General features: G+C 37.5%; 15 protein-coding genes. All 15 read left to right on the top strand.

Annotated features, from left to right (window positions below; all coding sequences use genetic code 11):
• Positions 1-348 precede the first annotated feature (348 nt).
• The 15 genes from EVJ48_04460 to EVJ48_04390 all read left to right on the top strand — a co-directional run bounded on the left by EVJ48_04460 (position 349) and on the right by EVJ48_04390 (position 17854).
• Positions 349-2781: a phenylalanine--tRNA ligase subunit beta gene (locus EVJ48_04460; GenBank protein RZV39598.1), complete on the top strand. Its 2433-nt coding sequence runs from the start codon at positions 349-351 to the stop codon at positions 2779-2781.
• 430 nt (positions 2782-3211) lie between these two features.
• Entirely contained in the window at positions 3212-4309 is a 1098-nt protein-coding gene (rseP, locus tag EVJ48_04455) for an RIP metalloprotease RseP (GenBank protein RZV39597.1), read from the top strand.
• A gap of 8 nt (positions 4310-4317) precedes the next feature.
• Positions 4318-5022, top strand: coding sequence for a tRNA (adenosine(37)-N6)-threonylcarbamoyltransferase complex dimerization subunit type 1 TsaB (gene tsaB, locus EVJ48_04450; GenBank protein RZV39596.1), 705 nt, complete (start codon positions 4318-4320; stop codon positions 5020-5022).
• Between the two features lie 60 nt (positions 5023-5082).
• Complete coding sequence (locus EVJ48_04445) at positions 5083-5313, top strand: DUF465 domain-containing protein (protein ID RZV39612.1); 231 nt, start codon at positions 5083-5085, stop codon at positions 5311-5313.
• A gap of 55 nt (positions 5314-5368) precedes the next feature.
• Positions 5369-7039, top strand: coding sequence for a dihydroxy-acid dehydratase (ilvD, locus tag EVJ48_04440; protein RZV39595.1), 1671 nt, complete (start codon positions 5369-5371; stop codon positions 7037-7039).
• Between the two features lie 41 nt (positions 7040-7080).
• Positions 7081-8772 carry a biosynthetic-type acetolactate synthase large subunit gene (ilvB, locus tag EVJ48_04435; GenBank protein ID RZV39611.1) on the top strand — a complete coding sequence of 564 codons (1692 nt, stop codon included), beginning with the start codon at positions 7081-7083 and terminating at the stop codon, positions 8770-8772.
• Positions 8773-8927: 155 nt separating this feature from the next.
• The gene (gene ilvN / locus EVJ48_04430) at positions 8928-9419 is read left to right on the top strand and encodes an acetolactate synthase small subunit (GenBank protein RZV39594.1); all 492 of its coding nucleotides are present in this window, start codon (positions 8928-8930) and stop codon (positions 9417-9419) included.
• 71 nt (positions 9420-9490) lie between these two features.
• Positions 9491-10507 (top strand): ketol-acid reductoisomerase, encoded by a 1017-nt coding sequence (ilvC, locus tag EVJ48_04425; GenBank protein RZV39593.1) that lies wholly within the window; start codon positions 9491-9493, stop codon positions 10505-10507.
• Positions 10508-10561: 54 nt separating this feature from the next.
• Positions 10562-11257, top strand: a complete 696-nt coding sequence (locus EVJ48_04420) for a phosphatidylserine decarboxylase family protein (GenBank protein ID RZV39592.1) — start codon at positions 10562-10564, stop codon at positions 11255-11257.
• On the top strand, positions 11244-12050 hold the full coding sequence (pssA, locus tag EVJ48_04415; protein RZV39591.1) for a CDP-diacylglycerol--serine O-phosphatidyltransferase: 807 nt from the start codon (positions 11244-11246) through the stop codon (positions 12048-12050). The genes EVJ48_04420 and pssA overlap by 14 nt, the downstream gene beginning before the upstream one ends.
• Before the next feature lie 20 nt (positions 12051-12070).
• Positions 12071-13633 (top strand): 2-isopropylmalate synthase, encoded by a 1563-nt coding sequence (locus tag EVJ48_04410; protein RZV39590.1) that lies wholly within the window; start codon positions 12071-12073, stop codon positions 13631-13633.
• Between the two features lie 127 nt (positions 13634-13760).
• Positions 13761-15038, top strand: a complete 1278-nt coding sequence (leuC, locus tag EVJ48_04405; protein RZV39589.1) for a 3-isopropylmalate dehydratase large subunit — start codon at positions 13761-13763, stop codon at positions 15036-15038.
• A gap of 64 nt (positions 15039-15102) precedes the next feature.
• Complete coding sequence (locus EVJ48_04400; GenBank protein RZV39588.1) at positions 15103-15600, top strand: 3-isopropylmalate dehydratase small subunit; 498 nt, start codon at positions 15103-15105, stop codon at positions 15598-15600.
• A gap of 2 nt (positions 15601-15602) precedes the next feature.
• A complete protein-coding gene (gene leuB / locus EVJ48_04395) occupies positions 15603-16682 on the top strand; it encodes a 3-isopropylmalate dehydrogenase (GenBank protein RZV39587.1) in 1080 nt (359 codons plus the stop codon).
• Positions 16683-16810: 128 nt separating this feature from the next.
• Positions 16811-17854 (top strand): aspartate-semialdehyde dehydrogenase, encoded by a 1044-nt coding sequence (locus EVJ48_04390; GenBank protein RZV39586.1) that lies wholly within the window; start codon positions 16811-16813, stop codon positions 17852-17854.
• The last annotated feature ends 51 nt before the right edge of the window (positions 17855-17905 follow it).

The raw sequence follows: 17905 nt of genomic DNA, 5'->3' as shown, positions 1-17905 counted from the left end.
ATACGGTGCCAGAATTCAATTCTGTCCCCGTCACAAATCGGAAGTGCCAGAATTCAATTCTGGCACCGTCACAAATCGGAAGTGCCAGAATTCAATTCTGGCACCGTCACAAATTGGAAGTGCCAGAATTCAATTCCGTATCCGTAATAAAACGGAAAAGATAAAAGAAACTTTAATCCTGCAATAGAGCGGCAAAAATCTCTTGAATATGTTATAATGACTATAAAATATCTAAGAAAAAGGTGTCAGATTTTATTTTACGCGTACTAAAATAAACAATTAAAGATAAAAAATTTTGCGTAAAATTAATCTGACACCTTTTTCATAAAATAATCGGAGGAATTAAAATTGAAAGTAAGCTTGAACTGGCTTAGAGAATTTGTTTATTTTAAAACGGAGCCCGAAAAAGTAGCCTCTCTTTTAAACGGCAGAACTATGGAAGTAGAAAAAATATTTCCTTATTATTCGCAAAAAAAGTCGTTTCAAAATATCGTACTCGGTGAAATAAAAAGTATTGCGCCGCATCCTTCCAACGATAAGTTCGGCATAGCCGAAGTTTACGCAGGAGAAACCTTAGGAGTTAAAAGGATAGTGTTTACCAAAGAGGGACTAAACGTAAAAGTTGGAGACAAACCTCTTATAGCTACAAAAGGCACCGTATTCGACCACGGATTAAAAATTAGGGATAAGGCTATATTCGGCGTGGTTTCCGAAGCCGCTTTCTGTTCTGAAAAAGATTTGGGACTCCAGTTAAATATAGATTCGATAGCAGAATTTCCTTTTTTAAAAACAGGTATGTCTGCATTCGATATTTTTGAACTTGACGATACGGTTTTAGAATTCGATCTTGAGCCAAACAGACCGGATCTTTTTGGAATTATGGGATTTGCGTATGAGTTAGCGGCAATATTAGATAAAAAGATACTTTTACCTGAAATATACGAGGGCGTTAATATAAACGCCGGCGAAAAATATGTTTCCGATAGAAATGAATTAAGCGTTAATATAGCTGAAGAAGAAATAGCGCCGTCTTATATAGCGGTAAAAATATCTGGTTTAAAAATAAAAGAATCGGATTTGCATATTAAAAATAAGCTTATGAAAAGCGGCATAAGGCCGATTAATAATATAGTCGATTTAACTAATATCGTAATGATGGAAACTTCACAGCCGCTGCATGCATTCGATGCTTCAAAACTTGACGGAAACGCAATTAACGTGCGATTTGCGTTAAAAGGAGAAACCGCCGTTACTTTAGACGGAAAAGAAAGAAAATTATCGGATGGAGATATAGTTATAGCCGATAAAAATAAAATTATCGCTATAGCAGGAATAATGGGTTCCGCAAATAGCGAAATAGACAACGACACTGCAGATATTATCGTAGAATCGGCTAATTTCAATATGTCTAGAATAAGAAAGACTTCAAGGACGCTTTCTTTAAGGACGGATGCCTCGACGCGCTTCGAAAAAGGGATAAGCCCCGCTTTAAGCATATATGCTATTAAACGTTTTCTGCAACTTCTTCGCAAATATGAAGGCGATATCGAAATCAAATGCTATGCTTACGATATAAAGGATGATAAAACCTCTAAAATTTATGAAATAGACCTTAGCGTTTTATCGGAATTTTCTGGTGATTCGGCAGTAAATAAAAAAGCTCAAACCGTTTTGTCTAACTTGGGGTATCGCGTCGAACCTTCTGTTGAAGAAAATAAGGCTCTTAAAGTTTCCCCGCCCTATTTCAGGATGGATATCGGCGAAACCGTAAATATATACGAAGATGTATTAAGAATATATGGTTACGATAATATAAAGTCGTCTATGCCTTTGGGCTTACTTGCTCCTCCGTTAAAAAACGCAAATTTCGAAACATACAGGCTTTACAGAAATTTATTAAGATATGCCGGATTTACCGAGATAATTTCGCCGTCTCTTACCGGCGAAAAAGAAATAAATATATCGGTTACGAATTCTTCCATAGGCAGAAATTCGGTTTTAGAGCTTAAAAATTATATTTCCGCAGATTATGCTTTTTTCAGGATAAATCTTATACCCGATATTTTAAGGTCGGTTCAGCAAAATTACAGAAAATATAAAAATATTAAAATTTTTGAAATAGGAAAAGCTTATATAGGAGAAAATACCGACGGTATGCCGGTTAACGAAAAAAACGTTTTATGCGGATGCTTCTGTACCGGCATTAAGAGTTCGAGCCGCGATACTGAATTTTATACAGGAAAAGGCGTCGTCGAATTTTTACTTAAAGAATCCGGAATAAAAAAATTTTCGTTCGATAAAACACAGGATGCAAGTTTTTATAACGAAAATGCATCTTTGGAAATTACCGCCGGCAAAGCTAAAGTCGGAATTTTCGGCGAAATTAAGAAAGAAATATTAGACGAATTTAAAATAGAAAGCAAGGTTTTTGCATTCGAGTTTGATTTAGACCATATTAAAGAATATATCTCGAATAAAAAAACTTTCATACCGCCTAACAGATATCCTGAAATTGAACAGGATATTTCTATAGTATGCGATAAAAACATTCAGTATGCTTCTATAGAAAAAGTCATTAAAGGATATTCGGCATTAATTAAAAACGTCAGGCTTGAAGATGTTTATACCGGCAAACAGATAGATGAAGGCAAAATATCTTTTCTTATAAGATACGACGCTATTGCCGACGATAGAACGCTTACTATGGATGAAGTCAATGAATTAAGAGACGGCTTGATTAAAGAACTTAATAACCGTTTCGGTATAACTTTAAGAAGGTAAAAAAACAAAAGAAAAAGGTGTCAGATTAATTTTCCGCAATGAACTTTATGTGTTAATTGACTTCTTAAAAGCGGAAAATAAAATCTGACACCTTTTTCTAACACCTTTTTCTTATTGGCAAATTTAGGAAAAACCCAAAATTGCCGATAGAAATATTTAAAACTGTTTCGGTATATTATAAATTCTGCATAAACGGCGTGCGCTTATATCTGCTTACGCAGGAATGACACCTGTTAGGTGAAAAGTTAAATTCCTTAATTGTCATTCCCGCGCAGGCGGGAATCCAGAAAAATAATTTTCTATTGGCAATTTTAGGAAAAATTAAAAAATTGCATTTTTGATGAAAAAAAAATATAATAAAATTTATGAAAATGTTAAATTTTTTAAAAATTTAAATAATTTTAAATAAACCATATAATAAAAATAAAACATGTTTGATAGCATAGCGTTAGATATATTGGCATTTTTAATAGTAATAAGCATTATAGTTCTTATCCACGAGTTTGGACACTTTATAGTAGCGAAAAAATTAGGCGTAAAAGTCGAGAAGTTTTCCTTGGGTTTTGGGCCTAAAATTTTCGGCAGGCAGTTAGGAGAAACGGAATACCTTGTTTCGGCGCTTCCTCTCGGCGGATACGTTAAACTTACAGGAGAAGACCCGTCCGAGGAATTGCCTCCCGAAGACAGAGAACGTTCATACAGTAATCTGTCGCCGTATAAAAAGTTTCTTATAATATTTTGCGGACCGTTTTTTAATTTTATTTTAGCGGCTATCATATTTACTATCATTTTTATGTCAGGAAGGCCAGTTTTAAAACCTATTATAGGCGGTCTTTTGAAAGGCAAACCGGCAATAAAGGCAGGACTTAAAAAAGGCGAAATTATTACAAGCGTTAACGGAATAAAGGTTCATTCTTGGGCAGGTTTAGCAGAAAACATAGAAAAATACGGAAAAAAAACTTTAAAGCTTGGAGTGGAAGAAAAAATAGGAAGTAAAATTATAAATTCTTTCGTATCCGTTAAACCGCAGTTAATAGCAGGCTTTAATATATATAAGCAAAAAATAAAAAGATATATAATAGGAATAACCCCTTCAAATTCAAAAAATGCTGTTTTTTATAGATACACCGGTATCCTAGATTCTTTTTATTCGGCATTAAAAGAGATATGGTTTATTATTTATATTACTATAGTCAGTCTTTTTTATCTGATAACGGGAAAACTTCCCGCAAGCGATTTAGGAGGACCTATAATGATAGCTCAGCTTTCCGGGCGGGCAGCCAGTTTAGGTATTTCCGATTTCTTTTATTTTGTAGCATTCATAAGCGTTAATATAGGCCTTGTAAACCTTTTTCCTATTCCCGCGTTGGATGGAGGACATCTGTTATTTTCGATAATAGAAATGGTAAAGAGAAGTCCGTTAAGCGTTAAGTTTCAAGAAACTGCGGTTAAAATAGGTTTTGCGTTTTTAATATTGCTGCTTCTGTTCGTTTCTTACAACGATATATTACGCTCTATAAAAACTTAAATTTTTATATGTTTTTATCTATGGACAGCTCCAACGGTTATTCCAACCTGTTGGCAGCCGATGAAAATTTTAATATTCTTTCAGAATCGATATCGGATTTTCATGAAAAACATTCCGTTCTTATTTTTAAGCAGTTAGATGAAATAGTATACAAGGCCGGTATAAAATTAACGGATTTAAAAGGAATAGCCGTTATTCTGGGACCCGGTTCTTATACCGGTATCAGGGTTTCTTTGACGATAGCGAAAACGCTGTCTTATGTGCTTAAAACGGCGGTAGTCGGACTTGGGAGTTTATCTGTTTGCGCATACAGAGCAGCTAAAGAAAACTCCGGATTAGAAAAAATTATTGCGGTTTGCTATGCATCGAAAGACCGTTACTATGTTTCCGAATTTTCTTCGGCGACTAAATATTTTGAAGGACAAATTAAAACCGATCTTTTAAATTTAGAAGAAATACGCCTTTTTTTAAACTCTATGGAAGATAAACCGCTTTTGACGTATGGTTTTAACAATGAAAGCGATTGTTCGTTTATAGAAGATAAATTAAAAAAAGCGGTTTCAGGCTTATTATTTTTAGACCTTAAAGATACGCCTTATTTTGCTGCTAAATATACCATAGAAAGGTATAAAATAAACGGAGATAATATTTTCAACGAACAATACTCCGAAGAGCTTTCTCCTTATTATGTTTACGGCAACGGTCCTTTTTAAAGGTTTTATAGTTTTATAAATATAAATAAATCCGCAGGAGGTGTAATTATTATGCAATTTTTGGATGAAACGGAAAGAAAAACGGCTGAAATTTTAGCCGAAAAAGACGAGAATTTCAAGAAGATTTATAAAGAACATATAGAAATTGGAAAGGCTTTGGATAAATTCAGCACCAAGCCTTTTTTAACCCCTGAAGAACAAAAAACCATAAAAGAGTTAAAGTTAAAAAAATTAAACGGCAACGATATTATGAAAAAGATTATTAAAGAAAAAATTGCCGGAGTAGGATAAATAAAAAATTAATCAATATAAAATAAAAATAAAATAATTCTTAAGGATATACATTATGAGAAGCGATAATATTAAGGAAGGGATTGACAGGACTCCGCACAGGTCACTGCTATATGCAACAGGAATGACTAAATCCGATATGAAAAAACCTTTCATAGGTATAGCGTCAAGTTTTACCGATTTAATTCCCGGACATGTAGGAATAAGAGACCTTGAAAGGGCGGCTGAAAACGGCGTTTACAGCAACGGCGGACGCCCTTTCGTATTTGGAATCCCTGGTATTTGCGACGGCGTAGCTATGGGGCACAGGGGTATGCACTATTCGCTTCCTTCAAGGGAACTTATTGCGGATATGATAGAAACTATTGCAGAAGCGCACAGTCTTGACGGACTTATACTGCTTACCAACTGCGATAAAATAACGCCGGGTATGCTTATGGCGTCTTTACGCCTTAATATTCCGGCTATCGTCGTTACCGCAGGCCCAATGCTTTCAGGACACTATCACGGGAACAGACTTTCTTTCGTCCGCGATACTTTTGAGGCGGTAGCAAAGTTCAGAATAAACGAAATTACGGAAAAAGAGCTTAACGACCTTGAAATGTGCGCATGCCCCGGGCAGGGTTCATGTCAGGGTCTTTACACGGCTAATACAATGGCTTGCATGACCGAAGTTCTTGGAATGTCCCTGCCTGGCGCCGGTACTGCGCTTGCAGGTTCCGCTATCAAAAAAAGGATAGCTTTTGAGAGCGGCGCAAGGGTAGTCGATTTGATTAGAAACCAAATCCTGCCGAGAAATATAGTAACTGTAGATTCTTTTAAAAATGCTATTGCAGTAGATATGGCGCTGGGCGGTTCTTCCAACTCGGTGCTTCACCTTCTTGCCATAGCAAATGAAGCGGGAATTAAACTTGACTTGAGGCTTTTCGACGAAATTTCTAAAAATACGCCTCAGCTTACAAGTTTAAGGCCTGCAGGAGAATATTTCCTCGAAGACCTCGATTTTGCAGGAGGCATCCCATCCCTTTTGTATGAACTTAAAGATTTTATAAACACTAAATCTATGAACGTAAGCGGCAAATCTATAGGCGAAATAATATCTAACGTTAATTACGTGAATAACGAAGTTATAAGAAAAGCAGATAATCCTTACCGCAAAGAAGGCGGTATAGCCGTTTTATTTGGGAATTTAGCGCCTAACGGAGCTATTATTAAATCCAGCGGCGTAACCTCTTCAATGATGAAGTTTAAAGGAACGGCGGTCGTTTTCGACAGCGAAGAATCCGCTATGGAAAATATTTCTAAAGGAAAAGTCAAAGAAGGAGACATCGTAGTTATAAGATTTGAAGGCCCAAAAGGAGGACCAGGAATGCGTGAAATGCTTGCTCCTACTTCTCAAATAGTCGGAATGGGACTCGGCGAAAAAGTAGCTCTTATTACCGACGGCAGATTTTCCGGCGGAACGAGAGGTCCATGCGTCGGACACGTATCTCCGGAGGCTCAAGAAGGAGGACCTATAGCCTTGGTAAAAAACGGCGATAAAATAGAAATAGATATTCCCAATAGAAAATTGAGCATAGATGTTTCAGAAGCCGAATTAATCGAAAGAAAAAAACAATTTACAAAAAAACCTAAAAAAATAGACTACGGTTATCTATCTAGATACTCCGAAATAGTATCTTCGGCTGACGAAGGAGCAATAGTAAACAGAAATATAAGGAAATAACCATGAATCATAAAGTAAATAATAATACAAAGAAAAATTTAATGACCGGTTCAAAGATAATTATCGAAAGTCTTATAAATGAAGGCGTAGATACGATATTCGGTTATCCAGGCGGCGCAGTTTTAAATATTTATGATGAACTATTAAATTACAAAGATAAAATTAAGCATGTGCTGGTAAGACATGAGCAGGGGGCAGCCCACGCCGCAGACGGTTATGCCAGGGCATCCGGCAAAGTAGGAGTAGTTTTGGTTACGTCAGGTCCGGGCGCTACTAATACTATAACCGGTATTGCAACCGCTAATATGGATTCAGTGCCTATGGTTATTATTACCGGCCAGGTGCCTACAAATCTTATAGGCAACGATGCTTTTCAGGAAGCCGATACCGTAGGTATAACCAGACCGTGCACTAAGCATAATTATTTGGTTAAGGATATAAAAGACCTTGCAAGAACCATTAAAGAGGCTTTTTATATAGCTTCTACCGGAAGACCGGGACCCGTATTAATAGATATACCTAAAGATATTACTTCTAGCGTGTATGAGTTTGATTATCCTGAAACCGTTCAACTGCATGGATATAATCCTACCTATTTTGGACACCATATACAGATCGCAAAACTTGCTTCAGAAATTTTAAAAGCCAAAAAACCTTTGCTGTATATAGGAGGCGGGGTAATAAGCTCCAATGCTTCCACGGAACTTTTTGAACTGGCTGAATTGCTTGACCTCCCAATAACTTCGACTTTGATGGGTCTTGGCGGATTTCCGTCATGTCATCCTCTTTTTTTCGGCATGTTAGGCATGCATGGTACCTATCCCTCAAATATGGCAATATCTAATGCCGATTTTATAGTTGCCGTAGGAGCTAGATTTGACGACAGGGTTACGGGAAAAGTAGAAGAATTCGGTAAAAATGCTAAGTTTGCACATATAGACATAGATCCGTCTTCTATAGGAAAGAACGTAAAAATAGAAATACCCGTTGTGGGCGACGTTAAGTCCGTTTTAAGCAGCCTTCTTGAAGTTTTACATGGCAGAAACGAAGAAATATCGGCAGCAAAATATGAAAGATTGGGCTGGCTCGAAGAAATAAACGCATGGAAATACGAACATCCGCTTACTTATAAAATGAACGACGTAATTAAGCCTCAGTATGTAATTGAAAAAATTTATGAACTTACCGGAGGAGATGCAATCATAGCTACGGAAGTGGGTCAAAGCCAGATGTGGACCGCGCAATTTTATAAATTTAAAAATGCCAGGACTTTATTGACATCCGGCGGTCTTGGAACTATGGGTTTCGGATTTCCGGCTGCTATCGGCGCGCAGATAGCCCATCCTGATAAAATCGTTTTCGATATAGCCGGCGACGGAAGCATTCAGATGAATATTCAAGAACTTGCAACGGCGGTGCAGTATAATCTGCCGGTCAAAATAGCTATAATAAATAATAATTTTCTAGGCATGATAAGACAGTGGCAGGAACTGTTTTATCATAAAAGATATTCATTTTCGGAAATGAACGTTAATCCGGATTTCGTAAAACTTGCCGAAGCATACGGAGCTGTTGGTTTAAGGGCTAAAGATCCGGATGACGTAGTTCCAGTAATAGAAAAGGCGCTGTCTATAAAAAAACCCGTAATAATGGATTTTATAGTCGACAGAGAAGAAAGCGTATATCCGATGGTTGCGCCTGGTTCGCCTATTACAGGTATGCTTTTGGTTTAATTTCGACATAAGTAAAATATTGAAAAGGTGTCAGACTTTATTTTCCGCATATGCAAAAATGAATTAATATGAAAAGTTTCTTGGAAAAATTAATCTGACGCCTTTTCCGAATAAATACATAAAAAAATAAATTAATACTATATAAGAGTATAACTATGGAAAAAACACATATTCTTTCTATTACAGTGGAAAACGAATCCGGCGTGCTTACCAGGGTGGCCGGACTTTTTTCGGCAAGAGGGTTTAATATCGACAGTATATGCGTAGCAAAAACTTTAGAAAAAAACGAGTCCAAAATGATAATAGCAACGTCGGGAGATGCGCAAATTTTGGAACAGATAGTTAAACAGCTTAACAGGCTTATTAACGTAATTAAAGTTCAGGAATTTACGGACGACGATTCCGTTTTAAGGCAGACCGTTCTGGTTAAAGTTAACGCTGATGAAACGACGAAAGGAGATATTTTCAGAATAAAAGAAATATTTAACGGCAGGATTATAGACGTTTCAAGAAATCATTACACTCTTGAAGTGACAGGTTCGGAAAAGAAGATCGATTCTTTTATCGACATTTTAAGGCCTTTAGGCATCAAAGACATAGTTAAAACCGGTATAATAGCTTTAGCCAGCGCTAAAAAAATAATATAAATTAATAAAAAAAATAATAAAAATCGATTGAGGGCTAAATACCGCCGTCTCTCTAAATAAAGGAGGATTTAATGAATATTTATTACGAAAAAGATGCCGATTTAAGATTAATTCAATCAAAAACAGTAGCTATAATAGGTTACGGTTCTCAGGGGCATGCTCATGCATTAAATTTAAAAGATTCCGGAGTGAAGGTAATTGTAGGTTTAAGACCGGAAGGCAACTCTTTTTCAAAAGCTAAAAATGCAGGTTTTGAAGTATATCCCGTTAAAGAAGCTGCCGAAAAAGCCGACGTTATTATGGTTTTGCTTCCGGACGAAATTCACGGAGAAGTATATAAAAACGATATAGAGCCAGGTTTAAAAGCCGATAAATATCTTGTTTTCGCTCACGGCTTCAGCATTCATTTCGGACAAATAGTTCCTCCTAAAGAAGTTAATGTTTTTATGGCTGCCCCTAAAGGCCCCGGGCATCTCGTGCGCCACGAATTTGAAAAAGGCGGCGGCGTACCTGATTTAATAGCCGTTTATAACGATTATACAGGCAATACTAAAAATATGGCGTTGTCTTATGCAGCTGCAATAGGCGGCGGCAAAGCCGGTATATTAGAATCTACGTTCAGGGAAGAAACGGAAACCGACCTTTTTGGAGAACAGGCTGTTCTTTGCGGCGGTTTATCGGCTCTTATGACTGCCGGATTTGAAACTCTCGTGGAAGCCGGATATCAGGAAGAAAGCGCATATTTTGAATGCATACACGAAATGAAGCTTATAGTAGATCTTATATATGAAGGCGGAATATCAAATATGAGATATTCGATAAGCAACACGGCTCAATACGGAGACCTAACCAGGGGTCCTAGAATAGTGGACGAAAGAGTCAAGCAGGAAATGAAAAGAGTTCTGGAAGAGATTAGAAACGGAAAATTCGCTACCGAATGGATGCTTGAAAACAAAGCCAATAAGCCTTCGTTTAACGCTATGACTAGAAACGGCGAAGAGCATCAGCTTGAAAGAGTCGGAAGCAGATTGAGGTCGTTAATGCCGTGGATAACAAAAAATAAAATAGTCGATAAATCTAAAAATTAAAACATAAATTTTGACATCGGGGCAGACTCATATATCTGCCCCAATATTAAAAAAATGAAATATATAGCGAAAGAGGGCATTCAGTTTATAGCAGCCGCATTTATCTGTTCGCTACTTTTTTTAATTCTGGGCTTTTATGCAAAAAATATAATTTTGGAATATGTATATTTTTCGATGTTTGCGCTTTTAGTCCTTTTCTTTTTTTTCTGTATATATTTTTTCAGGGATCCTGAACGAAAGCCCGATTCTGTTTTAAAAGAAGACGAAATAGTTTCTCCCGCCGACGGTAAAATTATATTTTTGCAGAGAGTTTTTGACGAAAGGTTTTTAAAAGGAGAAGTTTTTAAAATTAGCATTTTTATGTCTCTTTTTAATGTACACGTCAACAGGATTCCGTTCGGCGGAATAGTAGAAAAAGTAATTTATAATAAGGGCAGATTTTTTTCCGCAAATTTAGATAAGGCATCTTCCGAAAACGAGTTTAATGCGGTAATTTTAAATGCGGGCGGAGTTTTAAAAGAAAAAAATAAAAAAATAGCTTTTGTTCAGATAGCGGGACTTATAGCAAGGCGCATAGTTTGCAAAATTAAGCAAGGAGATGCCGTAAAGTCCGGCGAAAGATTCGGCTTAATTAAGTTCGGCTCCAGATTAGATATATATCTGCCTGCAGGTTTTACTCCTTACGTCGAAATAGGCGGTACAGTTTTTTCTGGCAAAACCATACTTGGAAAAATAAATGATAGCGTCTAATAAACAAAAAAAGAATTATTCTCCGATAAAAACCGCCCTAAATACTAATGAGTTATACAAAAACAGTATGACAAAAGGCGTTTTTCTTTTACCTAATCTAATAACCAGCCTTTCGCTTTTGTCCGGTTTTTATTCGATAATTAATTCAATAGACGGCAGATATTGGATAGCCGGATGGCTTATAATAGCGTCTATATTTTTCGACGGAATAGACGGCAAGGTAGCACGGCTGACTAATACAAGCTCTAAATTTGGGATAGAATATGATTCGCTATCCGATTTAATTGCTTTCGGAGCTGCTCCGTCCGTTCTGCTGTTCAAATGGTTTTTTATGGATATGGGGAGAATAGGATGGGCGGTTGTGTTCGTATATCTTCTAGGGGCGACGTTGAGGCTGGCAAGATTTAACGTGCAGGTCAACTCGGTCGAATATAAAAAGTTTACGGGGCTTCCGTCTCCTGCGGCTGCAGGAACCATAGTTTCTACGCTTTTTTTTATTACTAAATTTTCGATACGCACTTTGTTTACAACCAAAATTATGCTTGTTCTTACCGTAATAGTAGGACTGCTGATGATAAGCAACATTGGATACTTTGCCATGAAAGATTTTTCGGTTTTTAAACGCAGGGCTTTCGAGTTTTTGATACTTATATTATTTATTTTAATAATTATTATAATAAAGCCTGTCGAATCTATTTTTACTATTTTCATACTATATTCATTTATTTCTCCGCTATTGTATTTTTATTTCGTTAATGTTAAGATAAAAAAGATTAATAAAGAAATTAAATAGGCTTTTGCGGGAGGATTTTAATGGGCGGCGATGCTTTTAAAAAAATAAAAATATTCGATACTACCCTTAGGGACGGCGAGCAGTCTCCCGGCGCCAGCATGAATATAGACGAAAAGCTAAACTTGGCGAGACAGTTGGCAAGGCTCGGCGTGGATGTCATAGAAGCCGGTTTTCCTATTGCCTCCGAGGGCGATTTTGAAGCCGTCAGCGCTATAGCTCAAGAGATAAAAGGCATTGAAATAGCCGGTCTTGCAAGGGCAAACGAAAAAGATATATACAGGGCGTATTCTGCGGTAAAACATGCAGAAAAACCGGTTATACATACATTTATTGCTACTTCTGACGTACATCTTAAATACAAGCTTAAAATGACTCGCGATGAATTATACGAGCGCGCAGTCAATATGGTAAAATACGCAAAATCGTTCATAGAAAATGTAGAATTTTCTGCCGAAGACGCTTCCAGATCCGATTTAGATTTTTTATGCAAAGTAATTAAAGGAGTTATAGACGCAGGCGCAACTACCGTTAATATTCCGGATACGGTAGGATATGCGACGCCTTTCGAATTTTTTAATTTTATAAAAAATATCAGGGAAAGAGTCGAAGAAATAGAAAATATTGTTTTAAGCGTACACTCTCACAACGATTTAGGTCTCGGCGTAGCAAATTCTTTGTCGGCGATACTTGCAGGAGCAAATCAGGTCGAATGCACTATAAACGGTATCGGCGAGAGGGCAGGCAATGCCGCGCTGGAAGAAATAGTTATGGCTTTAGAAGTCAGGAAAGATATATATAATGCCGTAACATCTATAAATACATCGGAGATATTTAGAACTTCACAGCTTTTAACTCATATAACCGGTATATCGGTTCAGCCGAATAAGGCTATCGTCGGCAAAAATGCTTTTTCGCACGAAGCGGGAATTCATCAGGACGGAGTACTTAAAGAAAAAACTACGTATGAGATTATGACTCCCGAGAGCGTCGGAAGACAGCCGGACGAACTTGTTCTGGGCAAGCACTCCGGAAAACATGCATTTAAAGAAAAACTTAATTCTCTAGGTTATTTATTGAACGACGAAGAGATAGAAAAAGCTTTCGTAAAATTCAAAAACCTTGCGGACAAAAAAAAAGATATATATGATGAAGACATAGATTCCCTTGTTTCTAATTCGCATCATTTAGTAGAGAAATACGAATTAAAATACGTAAACGTAGTTTGCGGCGATACCGTTTCGCCTCTTGCAATGGTAAAACTTAAAGTTGACGGAGAGTTAAAACACGATTCTTCCTGCGGAAACGGTCCGGTAGATGCAGCGGTTAACGCCATAGAAAAAATCGTAAATTCTCAGGCTAAAGTTATCGGCTACGAAGTTAAATCTATAAGGGGAACTACGGAAGCACAGGGAAACGTCTCCATTACCATAGAACACAAAGGCGAGAGCATTACCGGAAGAAGCGCTCATACCGACATAGTTACCGCCAGCGCCAAGGCTTACGTTAACGCGTTGAATAAGCTATACGTTCATAATAAAAACGCCGCAAATAAAACAATCTGCGAAATTGAAATTAACGCTTGAACTTTTACGTCGGTAAGTAATTACGCAAAACGCGGGATTGCTTTGCATTTATGCGGACGCTCAAAGATATTCATTGCGGCGCAATATAAATTCATTTAGTCATAAAGAAATATAAAAGGAGAACAAAATGGCAAAACCATTAACCATTACCGAAAAAATCATTTTAAATCATACCGATTTGCAGGAAATATCTTCGGGAGACATAGTAAACGCAAGGGTGGATTTAGCCTTAGGTAACGATATAACCGCGCCTATAGCCATAAAAGAGTTTTCCGCAATAGGCGTAGATACGGTATTCGACAGAAAAAAAATAGCGCTTGTTCCGGACCACTTCGTTCCCAACAAAGATATATTGAGCGCAAAGCAGGCGAAAATGATGAGGGAGTTTGCAAAAAAATTCGATATTGAAAATTATTTTGAGTGCGGAGAAGCCGGCGTCGAGCATGCGCTTCTTCCCGAAAAAGGCATAGTCCTTCCGGGAGATTTAGTGATAGGAGCCGATTCGCATACCTGCACATACGGAGCGCTTGGAGCTTTTGCTACAGGAGTCGGTTCTACCGATTTAGCCTATGCTATGGCATTCGGTGAATTATGGCTTAAAGTTCCGGAATCGATAAAAGTTATTTTTGAGGGCAAACCGAAAAAATGGGTGTCCGGCAAAGATTTAGTTCTTTATCTGATAGGTCAGATAGGAGTAGAAGGCGCAAACTATATGGCGCTGGAATTTACCGGAAGCACGTTTAAACATCTCGGTATGGCGGACAGGCTTACTATATCCAATATGGCTATCGAAGCCGGAGCAAAAAGCGGAATATTCGAGCCGGACGAAATTACCGAAAGTTACGTCAAGAGCAGGGCAAAAAGAGACTATATATTCTATAAGAGCGACGAAGGCGCGGAATATGCGAAAGTATTAAATTATAATACCGAAACTATCAATCCTCAGGTTGCTTTTCCGCATCTTCCGGAAAACAGCGTAGATATTAACGAAGCGTCCGCAAAAAATATAAAAATAGACCAATCCGTTATAGGTTCCTGCACTAACGGCAGAATAGAAGATTTAAGAGTTGCGGCGGAGATATTAAAAGGTAAAAAGATAGCCAAGTACACAAGGCTTATAGTAATTCCGGCGACTCCCGATATTTACAGAATGGCTGAAAAAGAAGGGCTTATAGATATATTTTTGGATGCCGGAGGAGTTGTGAGTACGCCTACTTGCGGACCTTGTCTCGGCGGATATATGGGAATACTTGCAGACGGCGAAAGAGCGATATCTTCGACTAACAGGAATTTTAAAGGAAGGATGGGCGACGTTACGAGCGAGGTATATCTTGCAAATCCCGCGGTTTGCGCTGCGTCCGCCATACTCGGCAAGATTGCGGGTCCAGAAGAAGTAGTATCTTAATTCAAAATATTAAACGGAATAATTAAGTTAAAAGGTTTTTAATATTTATAAAGGAGCATTATTTATGATATTCAAAGGAAAAGTATTTAAATTCGGCGACAATATAGATACCGATGCTATAATACCCGCAAGATATCTGAACGATTCTAGCGAAGAAAATTTAAAAAAACACTGCATGGAAGATGCCGACGAAACATTTTCTTCCAAAGTATTAAAAGGCGATTTTATAGTCGCGGGAAATAATTTCGGATGCGGATCTTCGAGGGAGCATGCTCCTATAGCCATTAAATCGTGCGGCGTTACAATAGTAATAGCTAAAAGCTTTGCCAGGATATTTTATCGTAATTCATTTAATATAGGATTATTTATTCTTTCCGCTGATACCGACGGCATAGAAAACGAAGATATGCTTGAAGTAAATACCGATACGGGAGAAATTAAAAATCTAACTAAAAATAAAGTTGTTAACGCCAAACCTATTCCTAAATTTATGTCGGAATTAGTTAATGCGGGCGGTTTAATAGCTTATGCTAAAAAAAAGATTAAGGAGGGTAAGAAATAGTCATGATTAAGTTAGCTCTTTTCCCTGGCGACGGAATAGGAACAGAAGTAGCCGAAGAAGCCGTTAACGTATTAAAATTTTTATTTGATTCACATTCGGTAAGATATGAAATAGAAAAAGGACTCGTCGGCGGAGCATCTTATGATGCATACGGAAAGCCTTTAACCGAGGAAACCCTTAAAATAGCAAAAGAAGCTGATGCCGTAATTTTTGGAGCGGTAGGCGGTTATAAATGGGAATCGCTGCCAATTGAACTTAGACCGGAAAAAGCATTGCTTTCTTTAAGATATGAACTTGGTTTATATGCAAATTTAAGGCCTTCTAAAATTTATGACGAACTTATCGATGCTTCCCCTTTAAAGAAAGATGTCGTTCAGGGGACGGACATGATGATAGTGAGAGAACTTACCGGCGGGATATATTTCGGTCAGCCAAGAGGCGTTTCCGACTTGGAGGACGGACAGAAAAAAGGCGTTAATACACTTGTTTATACTACTAAAGAAATAGAAAGGATAGCAAAAATAGCTTTTGAAATTGCTATGAAAAGAAGAAAAAAAGTTTTGTCGGTGGACAAAGCAAACGTATTGGAATGCACGGAATTATGGCGCAACGTAGTTGCGGAAACAGCTAAGAGTTATCCTGAAGTGGAACTTACCAATATGTACGTCGATAACTGTTCTATGCAGTTAATAAGACAGCCGAAAAATTTTGACGTTATCGTAACTACCAACCTGTTCGGCGATATTTTGAGCGATGAATCTTCTATGGTAGCCGGTTCTATAGGTATGCTGCCCTCAGCAAGCCTTAACGGCAAAAAAGGCATGTATGAGCCTATTCACGGAAGCGCTCCGGATATTGCGGGACAGAATAAAGCAAATCCTTTAGCCGCAATATTATCGGTCGCAATGATGTTGAAATACAGTTTCGATATGGACGAGCTTGCAAACAAAATTGACAAAGCCGTAGAAAAAGTTATCAAAAGCGGTTATAGGACTGTCGATATCTATTCAAAAGAACAGGGAACAAAACTTGTGGGCACAAAAGAAATGGGTCTTGCCGTAATTGAAGAATTAAAAAAATAAAAATTTGGATAAAATAACATGAGTAAAAGGTGTCATATTTTATTTTTAGCTTATGAAAAAGTGAATTAATATGATAGTTGACAGCGGAAAATTAATCTGACGCCTTTTATAAAATTGGAAAGCACAATATGAAAAAAGAAAAATATAATGTTGCCATAACGGGAGCTACGGGTCTTGTCGGCAGGGAGTTTTTAGAGATACTGGAGCAGAGGAATTTTCCGGTAGGAGAACTCTATCTTTTTGCATCGGAAAATTCTATCGGAGAAACTATAGATTTTAAAGGCGACGAATATATAGTCGATGCCTTAAGGGAAGATTCTTTTCAAAAGAAGAATATAGACATAGTATTGTCGAGTCCCGGAGGCCAGATTAGCGCTAAATTTTCGCCTATCGCCGCCAAAGAAGGAGCGGTAGTTATAGACAATACGTCTTATTTCAGGATGGACAAAGACGTTCCTTTAGTCGTACCTGAAGTTAACCCCGACGATATAAAATATTATTCCAAAAAAAATATAATCGCAAATCCTAACTGTTCGACCATTCAGATGCTAGTTCCACTCAAACCGATTCACGACAAATATAAGATAAAAAGAATAGTGGTATCGACTTACCAATCCACTTCGGGAGCCGGCAAAAAAGCTATGGACGAACTTTTTTACCAGACTACAGGCATTATAAATGCGCAAGGCGATATATTTCCGGAAAAATTTCCCGTGCAAATAGCTTTTAACTGTATTCCTCAAATAGACGTTTTTGCAGACGACGGATATACCAAAGAAGAGATTAAAATGGTAAACGAAACCCGTAAAATAATGCATGACGAAAATATAGGCGTGTCTGCCACTACGGTGAGAGTTCCGGTTTTCTTCTCACACGGCGAATCCGTTAATATCGAAACGGAAAAAAGTTTCGATATTAAAGATATAAAGAAAATGCTTTCGGAAACTAACGGAGTTAAAATTATAGACGACGTATTAAGCGAGAATCCAGAAGAGCGTTATCCTTACCAGACTAACGTCGCAGGAAACGACGAAGTATATGTCGGCAGGATAAGAAAGGACTTTTCCATTCCTAACGGCATGAATTTATGGGTAGTAGCCGACAACGTTCGGAAAGGAGCGGCTTTAAACGCCGTGCAGATAGCGGAAATTTTAATTAAAAAATATCTTTAATACCTTTAATCCTTCAATATAACAGCAAAAAAACCTTTTTCTATACAGGCT

The organism is Candidatus Acidulodesulfobacterium acidiphilum (assembly GCA_008534395.1).
In the GTDB taxonomy this organism is placed as follows: Bacteria; SZUA-79; SZUA-79; order Acidulodesulfobacterales; family Acidulodesulfobacteraceae; genus Acidulodesulfobacterium_A; species Acidulodesulfobacterium_A acidiphilum.
This window is presented reverse-complemented; position numbering and strand designations above follow the sequence as displayed.

Bases quoted from the DNA above. Each gene is read 5' to 3' on its own strand.
- EVJ48_04410 (RZV39590.1), top strand. From the start codon at position 12,071: ATGGGCGGCGATGCTTTTAAAAAAATAAAAATATTCGATACTACCCTT.
- leuB (RZV39587.1), top strand. From the start codon at position 15,603: ATGATTAAGTTAGCTCTTTTCCCTGGCGACGGAATAGGAACAGAAGTA.
- ilvC (RZV39593.1), top strand. From the start codon at position 9,491: ATGAATATTTATTACGAAAAAGATGCCGATTTAAGATTAATTCAATCA.
- EVJ48_04390 (RZV39586.1), top strand. From the start codon at position 16,811: ATGAAAAAAGAAAAATATAATGTTGCCATAACGGGAGCTACGGGTCTT.
- EVJ48_04420 (RZV39592.1), top strand. From the start codon at position 10,562: ATGAAATATATAGCGAAAGAGGGCATTCAGTTTATAGCAGCCGCATTT.
- EVJ48_04400 (RZV39588.1), top strand. From the start codon at position 15,103: ATGATATTCAAAGGAAAAGTATTTAAATTCGGCGACAATATAGATACC.
- pssA (RZV39591.1), top strand. From the start codon at position 11,244: ATGATAGCGTCTAATAAACAAAAAAAGAATTATTCTCCGATAAAAACC.
- tsaB (RZV39596.1), top strand. From the start codon at position 4,318: ATGTTTTTATCTATGGACAGCTCCAACGGTTATTCCAACCTGTTGGCA.
- ilvD (RZV39595.1), top strand. From the start codon at position 5,369: ATGAGAAGCGATAATATTAAGGAAGGGATTGACAGGACTCCGCACAGG.
- ilvB (RZV39611.1), top strand. From the start codon at position 7,081: ATGACCGGTTCAAAGATAATTATCGAAAGTCTTATAAATGAAGGCGTA.
- leuC (RZV39589.1), top strand. From the start codon at position 13,761: ATGGCAAAACCATTAACCATTACCGAAAAAATCATTTTAAATCATACC.
- ilvN (RZV39594.1), top strand. From the start codon at position 8,928: ATGGAAAAAACACATATTCTTTCTATTACAGTGGAAAACGAATCCGGC.
- rseP (RZV39597.1), top strand. From the start codon at position 3,212: ATGTTTGATAGCATAGCGTTAGATATATTGGCATTTTTAATAGTAATA.